At 27.5% G+C, this 11,502-nt stretch carries 11 protein-coding genes and 1 other annotated feature; of the genes, 8 read left to right on the top strand and 3 right to left on the bottom strand.

Features of this window, described 5'->3' with window-relative positions; all coding sequences use genetic code 11:
• Nucleotides 1-377, bottom strand: a 377-nt coding sequence (locus BUB33_RS07035) for an ABC transporter substrate binding protein (protein WP_268807667.1), incomplete at its 3' end; no start/stop codon positions are given.
• 276 nt (nt 378-653) lie between these two features.
• Nucleotides 654-894: a binding site (T-box leader), on the bottom strand.
• 431 nt (nt 895-1,325) lie between these two features.
• Between BUB33_RS07035 and BUB33_RS07030 the strand changes: the two genes are divergently transcribed.
• On the top strand, nt 1,326-1,865 hold the full coding sequence (locus tag BUB33_RS07030; RefSeq protein ID WP_072974769.1) for a DUF5698 domain-containing protein: 540 nt from the start codon (nt 1,326-1,328) through the stop codon (nt 1,863-1,865).
• 92 nt (nt 1,866-1,957) lie between these two features.
• On the opposite strand, the gene BUB33_RS07025 is transcribed toward BUB33_RS07030, so the two are convergent.
• Complete coding sequence (locus tag BUB33_RS07025) at nt 1,958-2,722, bottom strand: response regulator transcription factor (protein WP_072974766.1); 765 nt, start codon at nt 2,720-2,722, stop codon at nt 1,958-1,960.
• Complete coding sequence (locus tag BUB33_RS07020) at nt 2,710-4,332, bottom strand: sensor histidine kinase (protein ID WP_159429170.1); 1,623 nt, start codon at nt 4,330-4,332, stop codon at nt 2,710-2,712. The genes BUB33_RS07025 and BUB33_RS07020 overlap by 13 nt, the downstream gene beginning before the upstream one ends.
• A gap of 284 nt (nt 4,333-4,616) precedes the next feature.
• On the opposite strand from BUB33_RS07020, the gene BUB33_RS07015 reads away from it, so the two are divergent.
• From BUB33_RS07015 to BUB33_RS06985, 7 genes are all read left to right on the top strand, one after another.
• Entirely contained in the window at nt 4,617-6,401 is a 1,785-nt protein-coding gene (locus BUB33_RS07015) for a flavocytochrome c (RefSeq protein WP_234950007.1), read from the top strand.
• A 274-nt stretch (nt 6,402-6,675) separates the two neighbouring features.
• Entirely contained in the window at nt 6,676-6,822 is a 147-nt protein-coding gene (locus BUB33_RS16575; RefSeq protein WP_234950006.1) for a hypothetical protein, read from the top strand.
• Between the two features lie 92 nt (nt 6,823-6,914).
• On the top strand, nt 6,915-8,570 hold the full coding sequence (locus BUB33_RS07005; protein WP_072974760.1) for a putative manganese-dependent inorganic diphosphatase: 1,656 nt from the start codon (nt 6,915-6,917) through the stop codon (nt 8,568-8,570).
• Nucleotides 8,571-8,947: 377 nt separating this feature from the next.
• Nucleotides 8,948-9,133: a hypothetical protein gene (locus BUB33_RS07000; RefSeq protein ID WP_072974757.1), complete on the top strand. Its 186-nt coding sequence runs from the start codon at nt 8,948-8,950 to the stop codon at nt 9,131-9,133.
• A gap of 590 nt (nt 9,134-9,723) precedes the next feature.
• Nucleotides 9,724-9,990 carry a putative signal transducing protein gene (locus tag BUB33_RS06995; RefSeq protein ID WP_072974754.1) on the top strand — a complete coding sequence of 89 codons (267 nt, stop codon included), beginning with the start codon at nt 9,724-9,726 and terminating at the stop codon, nt 9,988-9,990.
• A 630-nt stretch (nt 9,991-10,620) separates the two neighbouring features.
• Complete coding sequence (locus BUB33_RS06990; protein ID WP_072974751.1) at nt 10,621-10,953, top strand: YqfO family protein; 333 nt, start codon at nt 10,621-10,623, stop codon at nt 10,951-10,953.
• 65 nt (nt 10,954-11,018) lie between these two features.
• On the top strand, nt 11,019-11,459 hold the full coding sequence (locus BUB33_RS06985; protein ID WP_072974748.1) for an NUDIX domain-containing protein: 441 nt from the start codon (nt 11,019-11,021) through the stop codon (nt 11,457-11,459).
• Nucleotides 11,460-11,502 lie beyond the last annotated feature (43 nt).

Raw genomic sequence — 11,502 nt, 5'->3', positions numbered from 1 at the left:
TCAGTTACTGCACTAAATAGTATAGGAATATCATTAGTAGATTGTTTTGCAGATTGGGCTGCTGGTGTTGCTATAGCATAAATCAAATCAACTTTATCTTTTATAAATTTTTGAGATATGCTCATGGTAGTAGGAATATCTCCTTGTGCATTTTGGTAGTCTATTTCTGCATTTATTCCAAGTTCTTTTAATCCATCTTCAAAACCTAATCTAGCATCATCCAGTGCTGGATGGTCTGCTAATTGGCTGATACCAATTTTAAATATTTTTTCTTCAGATACACTATTTGGATTATTTACATTTGAATTACAACCTGATAAAAATACTATACCACTTACTGCCAAAGATACTAATTTACTAATCTTACTTTTTTTCATTTTTTTATCCTCCTTGTAATGTAATTAATAGGATTTATAGGATAATTGGCATAGATTGAATGCAATTAGATAATTAGAATTTTCTTAAGTAACCTCACGTAGTTTCGCAACTCAAATCTATTCACTGGCTAAGCTCCTATAGATTTGACCCTAACTGGGACTACCATGATAAATTCTACATTAAGGTTGGTGCTGACCTACATTAACTTACAACCTTTGTTGTGTTAGGTCATAAAAAAAAATCTTTCAATCCCTATAAATATAATTTTATATATTTATAGGGACGAAAGATTTTATCTCCGTGGTACCACCCTAATTATGACAAAAAGTCATCACTCAATCAGACCTAACAGTCCTATCCCCTATAACGATGGGTTTTCGGATTCGTCTACTTGCAGAATGGGTTTAACGAATCAGCTTAGGAGTGAATATTACATATCTTCTTAATGTTGGTTTTCACCTTTTCCAACTCTCTGTAAATAAGTTTAGATATCTTTCTCTCCATCAAAGCATTTTTAATATTAAAAAAAATGATAACACTTTAATATGATAATGTCAACAGTTTTTTTAAGTGTTTTTCTATATAAAGTATGATAATTCTATACAATATATATTTGATATAAAATAATGAGATGTAAAAACAAATTGTAATTTGCAAATAATTAAGATATGTAGTATACTAATATAGTTAGATTAATGGTTGGAACTTAGTTAAAGTATTTAAAATAATTTTTACATCAATCTTATCTTTATTTTAAAGTTATAATGGTGATTTTTAGCTATGAACCATTTGCTTTATCCCTATATGTCCCGAAAGGGTATCAGATTTATTCAATCTTGAATTTTCCATTTGGATTATTAAATAGGAATACGACTAATTAATTGCTAACTAATATACAATTTGTATATTAGTTTTTGTGATATAAAAATTAAAAAGGAGGTGTTTAAATGGGAATAAATGTTATATTTGCACTTGTAGGTTTGTTTTTAGTGACTGCTTTTACAAATATTTTAGCAACACTAAAGACAATATTAATGTCTAAAAAAATTATGAATCCAGTTTATTTATTAGTTTTTGCAGATGCCATGATTTTTGCAACTATTGTTAGTAAAGTTACTAGCTCAGATGGTATTCAATTTACTGTAGCATATGCTTTAGGAAGAACGGCGGGAGTTTTTATAGGTGGTAAAATTGAAGATAGATTAGCTTTGGGAATTTTAGAAGTAGATTTATTTTTAAGTGATAAAGACAAGGTTATGGAAATAGCAAAGAAACTTAGAGAAACAGGATATACAGTTAATAACTTTCTTGTTGGAGGAAACGATGAGAAAAAGAGATATCAAATAGAAGTTGTAATTAAAAGAAAAGAATTTAAAATATTTGAAGATATTATAGCACAATTTGACGTAATCAATCCAACGTTGAAAGTTAAAACTTTAAGCAAAGTAGATGGTAAGATTACTACTACAAAATTTAAAGAAGCTTAGAAAATTTTATTTGAATTGTGGTAATAGATATGAATTGGAAATAAATCAGCTGTTATTGAAAAAATAATGAAAGCTGAAGTATTTCCGAGAATTTAATTCTTGATAGAATTTTTATTTCTATATTGATTAGGTGAAAGTCCCATATAATTTTTAAAGGCTCTACTAAAATAATGCTGGGTGCTGTAACCAACCATATTTGAAATGTCATGTATGGTATAGTCTTTATCTTTATCCAATAGAAGATTTATAGACATATTAATTCTTAGTTTATTAAGGTAATCAGTGAAGTTGGCTCCTGTTTTTTGTTTTATTAATCTAGTAAGATAGGACTGACTTATATGCAAATTTTCAGCTATAAGATTTAATGTTAGATCATTTCTAGTAAAATTTTCCTTTATATAATTAATTGCTTGATTTCCAACACATTTTTGACTAATATTATCACCATCTATTTCCTTCAATTTATTTATTTCCCACATTCTTTCACAATAGGAGTCCATGGCTTTAACAATAATATTTTTAAAGTTTCTATATTGTATAGGTTTAAGTAAGTAACTAAATACTCCAAGTTCTAATGCTTTCTGTGCATATTCAAATTGATCATATCCTGATATAATAATTATCTTGGAATTAGGAACAATTTCTTTAACTTTTTCTATCACTTCAAGACCATTGATAAAAGGCATATTGATGTCCATTAAAATAATTTCAGGTTGGTATATATTCACTAACTGTAGAGCTTCTTCTCCATCTTGAGCTGTACCAACAACTGATAAATCCAAATCATAAGATTCAATTAAATTTTTTAAACCGTTGCGTATTATTTCTTCATCATCGGCTATGACTATTCTAAACATTGAAACCCCTCACTTATTTTTGGTATCTTTAACAATACTTTAGTTCCTTTTCCAAATTCACTGTCAATATCAATATTATATTTATCTTTGAAAGTAAGCTTTAAACGTTCGTTGATATTATACAATCCATAATGCTCAGATTCAATAGAATTATATAAATTATCTTTAGTTGTAGCAAGCATTTTATGATTCATACCTATACCATTATCTATAACTTCTATAATAATATAATCATTTTCAGATAATACATTTATATTAATAATTCCTTTTTGCTTTTTAAGCTTTAGTCCATGATAAATAGAGTTTTCTACTAAAGGTTGTATAATCATTTTAGGTACTAAATTTTGAGAAATTGATTCCTTTAGGTTAATGCTATAACTAATTTTATCTTTATAACGTGTTTTTTGAATTTCCAAATAATTGCGTACATGTTCTATTTCATCTGATATTGTAATGAATTCTTTTCCATCACTTAAGGATATTCTAAAAAATATTGATAAAGAATTAATCATATCGGCAACGTCAAAGGCCTTATACTCTAAAGCTTTCCACTGAATTGTATCTAGTGTATTATATAAAAAATGGGGATTTATTTGAGATTGTAATACTCTTAACTCAGCATTTCTTTTTTGGGTTTGGACTTTATATACTTGATTTATTAATTTTTTTATATCCATAAGCATTTGATTAAAAACTTTACCTAAAATAGAAATTTCATCATTATTTTTAGTTTCATAATAGGAATCTAAGTTTCCGTTGGACACTTCTACCATGTGATTTTTTAATTTATATATTGGCTTTACAAGAGTACCAGAAATAATAATTGCCAGTAAAATAGAAAAGAATAGCAAGATTATTCCTAGAATAATGACTAAGTTAATTATATTGTTAGTTTGAGCATGAATATAATTATTTTCTATTATAGTACATAATATCCAATCTTCTGTATAAGGAATGGAGGAAAAGAACAATGTTGCATCTTTATTATATATATTTTTCAAGGAAATTCTTCCAGAGTTTATTTCTTTAGATTTCTTAACTATTTTATTTAATTCTTCTGTAGAAATATATTTATTAGTCAAAATATCCTTTGAAATAGAATAAATATCCATATCCTTATTCATAATCCAAGAAAATCCATTATAGACATCAATACTACTTGCTATTTCAGAAATTTTTTCTAAATTAACAGCACCATTAATAAATCCTATTTTTTTATTTTTATCATTTATAATAGGATAACAAATAATAAAAATAGGAGTATTATCAGATTTAGAAACTAATGGTTTAGATATAACATATTCTACATCTGAAGACATTACTTTATTGAAGTAATCTCTATTAGATACATGAATAGTAATATTATCATTTATCCATCCATATCCATCTAATGCACCTATTGCAAATGTTTCATTTAAATTTCCATATTGCTTACTTAAAACTTTATTTAAGCGAGTCAAATAAAGTCTTGAAGCCATTAAATTAAATTCATTAGTTGAAACATATTCATGTATAATTCTTATTTCGCTTATTCGTTGATTTAACCAAGAGCCAATTTCAATTGACTTTGAATCGATTAATTGTAAAGTTTGATGTTCAAGTTGTTCCATATTTAAAGTTTTAACTTTTGTTTCCAATATAAATAATAGAGGAGAAAAGGTAAGTATTATACATAAAACAAAAACTAAGATAATTTTTAAACGTAAAGACATGATTTCCACCTTTAATTTAGACATTTAAACTTAATAATTATTATATAAGATTTTTTCATATTTTTAAATACTGTATTTTAAAGTGCAAAAATAGACATATCAGTGTAAATACTAAAAAGAATATCTGTGTTAAACTAATAACAATATAAACAATAAGTTAACATAAATAGGAGGGACAAAAGTTGAAAAAGTTTTTAGTATTTTTATTAGTAGCTACTATGGTAATAGGTTTGGTAGGTTGTAATAAGAGTGAAAAGGTAAATAATGGCAACACTGCAACATCTATAAAGGATGGTGTATATGAGGGTGTTGGTACAGGTAAAGGTGGAGAGATAAAAGTCGAGGTAACAATTGCAGATGATACAATTACGGATATTAAAGTATTAAACCATAATGAAACACCAGGATTTGATACTGCTATGGAAACATTAACAGAAAGTATAATATCACAAAACAGTCTTGAAGTAGATGGAGTTTCAGGATGTACTTTTACTTCCAATGGATTTTTAGAGGCAGTAAATTCAGCACTGAAAGCAGCAGGTGCAACACCAGATATGTTGAAAAAGATAGATGTTGCAGCTAGTAGTGTAAGTAAAGAAGAAGTTATAAAAACTCATGATGTTGTAGTAATTGGTGCTGGTGGAGCAGGACTTTCTGCTGCCATAGAAGCTAAAGCAGCAGGAGCTGATGTAATAGTTTTAGAGAAAATGCCTATGGCTGGTGGAAACACTTTGATATCAGGTGCAGAATATGCCTGTTCAAATAACTGGTTACAGAAAAAAGAAGGCATTGAAGATAGTATAGAACTTCATATTCAAGATACCCTAAAAGGTGGGGATAATAAGGGAAATGAAGAATTAGTCAGGGTATTAGCAGAGAATGCTTTAGCTGGTGCTGAATGGTTAAGAGATGAAGTTGGAGTTGTTTGGGAAGATGAATTAATGTTCTTTGGAGGACATTCAGTTAAAAGGAGTTTAGTCCCAGCAGGTGCTAGCGGCAAGGAAATAATAACTAAACAATTAGCTAAGGCTGAAAGTATGGGGATTTCTGTTCTTTTAAACACTAAAGCAACTGATTTAATTGTAGATGAAAATGGGAAAGTTGTTGGAGTAAAAGCAGAAGATGAAAAAACAAATTATACTTTCAATACTAATAAGGCAGTAATCATAGCATCAGGAGGATTTGGCTCCAATATTGAAATGAGAAAGAAATACAATCCTGATATAGATGAAACAATTTTATCTACCAACTCAACAGGCAGTACAGGAGATGGTATTACAATGGCTGAAAAAGTGGGTGCAGATTTAGTAGGTATGGAATATATTCAGACATATCCAATATGCGATCCATTAACAGGTACATTGCTTTATTATGATGATGCAAGGTTATATGGACATACTGTTATTGTCAATAAGGAAGGTAAAAGATTTGTAGAGGAATTAGGAAGACGTGATGTAATGTCTATGGCTATTAAAGCTCAGACAGGACATGTATGTTACGAATTAATTGACCAAAAGGGATTTGAAGCAAGTAAATTACAAGAAAACCATGAACCAGAACTTGATTACTTATATAAAAATGATTTATTAGTAAAAGCAGATACTATAAAAGAAGCTGCTGAATTCTTTGGAATAGATGCAGTAGAATTGCAAAAAACTGTTGATAAATATAATGGATATGTAGCAGATGGAAAGGATCCAGAATTTAATAAAAGAAGTTTACCTTCAACTATAGAAGTTGGACCATTTTATATATTAAAGGCAACTCCAGCTGTTCATCATACAATGGGTGGTATAAAAATCAATACAAAGGCCCAAGTATTAAATAAAGAAGGAAATGTAATAGAAGGGTTATATGCAGCAGGAGAAGTAACAGGAGGAGTTCAAGGGGCAAATAGATTAGGTAGCAATGCACTTGCCGATATCACAGTATTCGGTAGAATTGCTGGACAAAATGCAGCTAAATAGATTTAATAACTATCATTTTGGTGTTTTACACTAAAATGATAGTTATTTTATTTAGAAGAATAAAAAGAAGATGGAGGGTTCAAAAATATAAAACTATAAGGTATAATAATGTTAAAATACAGGTCATAGATAGAATTAATAATTTAAGTAAGGAGAGATGCAAATGAAAAAAGTAATTGTATTTGGAAGTAAATATTGACCAGATTGTGAGCCTGCGAAAGAGTATCTTTCAAGTCATGATATTAAGTTTTTATATTTAGATATTTCAGAAGGTATGCTAAATTTAAAAAGGTTTTTGAAGTATAGGGACAATTATGAAGAATTTAAAGAGGTTAAGGAATCTGGAAGAGTAGGATTACCTTGTATAGTTATAAATGATGGAGAAAGAATTATTTTTGATTATAATGAGTTAGATATATAAAAGGTTGATGTCTTACATCAGCTTTTTATAATTTAATATTAATATTTTAGTGGTATAATATGAACTAAAGATAAACGATAGTGGAGGAAAATATGAAAGAAACAGTATATATAACAGGTCATAAAAATCCTGATTCAGACTCAATATGTGCGGCTTTAGCTTATGCGGAATATAAAAATGCCAATGGAGATATCAACGCTATTCCTGTTAGGCTTGGAGAAATAAATAGAGAAACACAGTTTGTTTTAGAATATTTTGGAGTTCAAATGCCCATCCTTCTAGAAACTGTGAGATTAAGTGTTGAAGACTTAGATTTTGATAAAATTGCTCCCATTAGTCCAGATATATCATTACGTATGGCTTTAGAATTGATGAAGAAAAACAATTTGAACAGTCTTCCTGTAATAGATGAAAATGAGCAACTAGCAGGTATTGTAACAATATCAGATATAATAGGATCATATATAGATGTATGGGATAACGGCATTTTAGGGAAATCAGGCACTTCTATAGATAATATTGTAGATACTTTGTCTGCTAAGATAATTACAATTCCAAATGAAGTAAAACCCCTTACAGGTAAGATTTTGGTTCTAGCTATGGAACCTAAATCTGCAGGAGAATATATAGAAGAAAATGATATAGTTATATGCGGAAATAGAAAGGATGCACAGGAACTAGCAGTAAGTAGCAGTATCTCTTTAATGATTGTAACTGGGAATATCAAGGTAGATGAAGATATAATAACTTTAGGAAGGGAAAAAGGTATAACTATAATAGCTACTCCCTATGATACATTTACTACTTCTAGGTTAATAACTCAATCTATTCCTGTTAGCCATGTAATGTCAAAGGATAATTTAGAGTTATTCACTCTTGATGATTTAGTGGACAATGTAAAGGAAAAGATGTCACAAACAAGATATAGATCTTACCCAGTAATAGATGATGATAATAACAATAAAGTAGTTGGCTTAATATCTAGATATCATTTAATATCTAGTATGAAGAAGAAAGTAATCTTAGTTGATCACAATGAACGCAGTCAATCAGTAGATGGCTTAGAAGAATGTGAAATACTAGAGATTATTGACCACCATAGAGTTGCAGATGTATTTACGGGGAATCCTATATATTTTAGAAATGAACCTGTAGGAAGTACATCTACTATAATAGCCTCCATATTATTTGAAAATGGAAGAAGACCTTCAAAAAAAATAGCAGGAATACTTTCGGCAGCTATAATATCCGATACTTTATTATTTAGATCTCCTACATCAACTAATGTTGATAGAATGATATTGGAAAGATTGGCAAGAATAGCAGATTTAGACGTAGAGAAATTTGCAATGGAGATGTTTAAAGCAGGTACTTCCTTAGTTGGAAAAACACCTCAGGAATTACTTAGTGAAGATTTCAAAACTTTTACTATAGATGAAGATAAGATAGGGATTGCTCAAGTATATACTATGGATCCAGATAGCCTAAAGGATATGAAATGTGACTTAATATCATTAATGGAAGAAAGAGCAGAAGAAAGAGGATATTCTATATTTATATTGATGTTAACAGATATATTCAAAGAGGCTTCGGAAATGGTAGTGGTGGGGCATAACAAAGAATTAGTGGCAAAGGCATTTGGAAAAAGCCTTGTTAACAACTCATTTTATGCACCAGGAGTACTTTCAAGAAAAAAACAAGTAGTTCCACCAATTACAAATACCTTGACAAATATTAAAGAATTATAGAATTAAACAAGGAGAATAAAAGACCATCATAATTATTTAATTATGATGGTTTTTTATATTTAGCTTATATAGGCTCAACTATAAAAATATTTTGAAATGAGAAGGAATTCTAAGGAAAATGTAGAATAGTATAGATATATAATTTTTTGGTTTTTTGAATAATATATTTTATTGTAAAGATTAGTCTGTAATAGAAACTTAGAATATATTGGAAAGAGATAAATGTATTTGAACTAATTGAATACATTGAAAATGAATATGATAGAGGGCTTTGATGACCTATATTTTCCTTAATAGAATCAGCTAAGATATCATTTATATTATATGTGAAAAATAATATTTATAAAATTATAAACAGAAGAATAGGAGGGGAAGAAATGCAATTTATAGCAGTAATTGGATTCTATACAATTTGGGTTACCCCAATTATATTTGTGGTTAATTTAATTGGGGCAATAAAAGCTATTAAAGAAGGGCGACAGACTGAAAAATATACAATAGCATGTTGTATTAGTTTAATGTTAATAGTGATTCCTATATATATGATGTTAATGTATATCTAATAATTGAAGATAATCAGTATATCATTATTGATATTTTATTATTCAGATTTCTTATATTAATAAATATAGGGCTGCTAGTTAAGATTTTAAAATATTTAATGAAAGTTATATTAGTTAAAAGATTGCTATAACCTATTTAATTAGGAGTTATTTAATAGAACATTATAGAAAAATTATTTTGGAAAAGAAGGATTTTGGAAAGCAATATAGAACGTCATGAAAAAGATAATTATTAAAACATTAATTAAAGGGTATATTATATTTAATAAACTTATATCTTTTAAGAAAGATTCTTCTTTTAATTTATCTTTTATGAATCTAAACCCAATATTATACTTATATTTCAATTGCAATAGTTTTCCTAATTATATTAATTTTAATTCGGATAATCAGTTGTGAAGCTTTATTAGTAGTTTTTTGAGGATTTGCAATACATAGGATTTAAACTTATTAGAAAATTTATAATATAAATTTCTATAGCATAATAGGTATTCTAATATTAAAAGCTTTTAAAATGAAATAAATAAATAATATAAGGATACTAATATGAAGTTTAATATTTAAATTAATAATTATTGGGAGGAGAGATTATGTTTAAAAGAAAGAAGACTAAGAAAAATAAACAATCCAGTGAAATTGATTTAGTTCTATTAAGAACAACTAACAATAATTTTGAATTGGGGATAATAAAAAGTATATTAGATGATAACAATATTCCTTATATTGTAAAGGATTATGGGGCTGGAGGATATATGAGGATAATTAGTGGTGATTCATCATATAGAACTGATATCCTAGTAGAAAAGTCTGATTATAATCAAGCAAATGAAATTTTAGAACAGATTACTTTTGAGTGAGGATATTTAGGGAATTTATAAATGTTTTAATAAACTTTTTATTGTTTTATCATATTACACGAATTATTTATAAGTCTACTAGAACTTTTGTAGAAAAATGATATAATTATGATATAAATAAGGTTATATTTTCTAAATTTATCATAAATTAGAGATATAGATTATTAACATTTGTCTAAAAGATTAATAAAAAAATAGATAATATGCTTAAGGAATTTAAAGATTCTGTAATGTAATAACTCAAGACCAGGCAAAATCCATTAAAACATTATCTGAGAGATTAGATAATCTTAAAGAAATAGGAAAAGAACTAACAATTATATCTTAATAGTCTATAGATTAGGATGAAGGACATTTTAAAATTTCAAAATTTATAAATAAGTAGATGGAAAAGACCATCTACTTTTCTATATCATATTAAATTTTTCAAAAAATATTATATTTAATATATAATGCTTTCCTATTGTAATAGATATCATTGGATGAATTGGAAGAATTATTGGAAAATAATTATAAAGGTTTTTATCCAATGCATGTTATAACGTTGAAGAAATACTTAATATATAAAATGAAATTTAAATAATTCATAGCAAAAATAAAAGTTAAATAAAAAAAGGAGTAAATAAAACTATGGAAATTAAAGAGGTAAAAATTGAAATCTATATTCCAGAGGAATATGTTATAGAGTTAAGAGATGAGCTGAATAAAGCAAATGCTTGTAAAGTAGGAGATTATGACAATTGTATATCTGTAACTAATGTTAGAGGATATTGGAGACCATTAGAAGGGGCTAATCCCTATAATGGACAAGTAGGGGAGATTTGTGAAGGGGAGGAATGTAAGGTTGAAGCAAGATGTAAAATAGAATATGTTAAAAAGGCAATTGAAGCTATTAGAAAAATTCATCCATATGAAGAACCATTATTTAATATAGTTCCAATTATAAATGATTTATTTGAATAATGTTTAAATATATATTTTGGAATTATGATAAAATCGGATTAATAGATATAAGGAGTGAAGCATATATGAAATACCCTGAACCTACTGTTGGAGCTATAATTTTTAATCCTGATAATAAAATACTTCTTTGCAAATCACATAAATGGAATAATAAATATGTGATTCCTGGGGGACATATTGAACTAGGTGAAAAAATGGAAGAAGCTTTACAAAGAGAAATACTTGAGGAAACTGGATTAGAAATATATGATATTGAATTAATAAGTGTAAAGGAAAGTATATTTAGTGATACTTTTCATGAAGGAAAGCATTTTATATTTATTGATTATAAATGTAAAACAAATTCATGGGAAGTTATTTTAAATGATGAAGCTGAAGAATATGATTGGGTAGACTTAAATGAGATTGATAATTATGAGTTGGGTGGTTTTACTGAGCAATTATTAAAGGAGTTAAGGAATAGTCAGAATTCTAAAAACAAAATAGAAGTTTTCTATGGCTATTAATTTCAAAAATAAAAAAAAGTAAAAATTTGATAAAATTATCAGT

Source organism: Tissierella praeacuta DSM 18095, from assembly GCF_900128955.1.
Lineage (GTDB): Bacteria > Bacillota > Clostridia > Tissierellales > Tissierellaceae > Tissierella > Tissierella praeacuta.
Note: the sequence above shows the minus strand (reverse complement) of the source record. Positions and strands in the feature narration are given on the sequence as shown.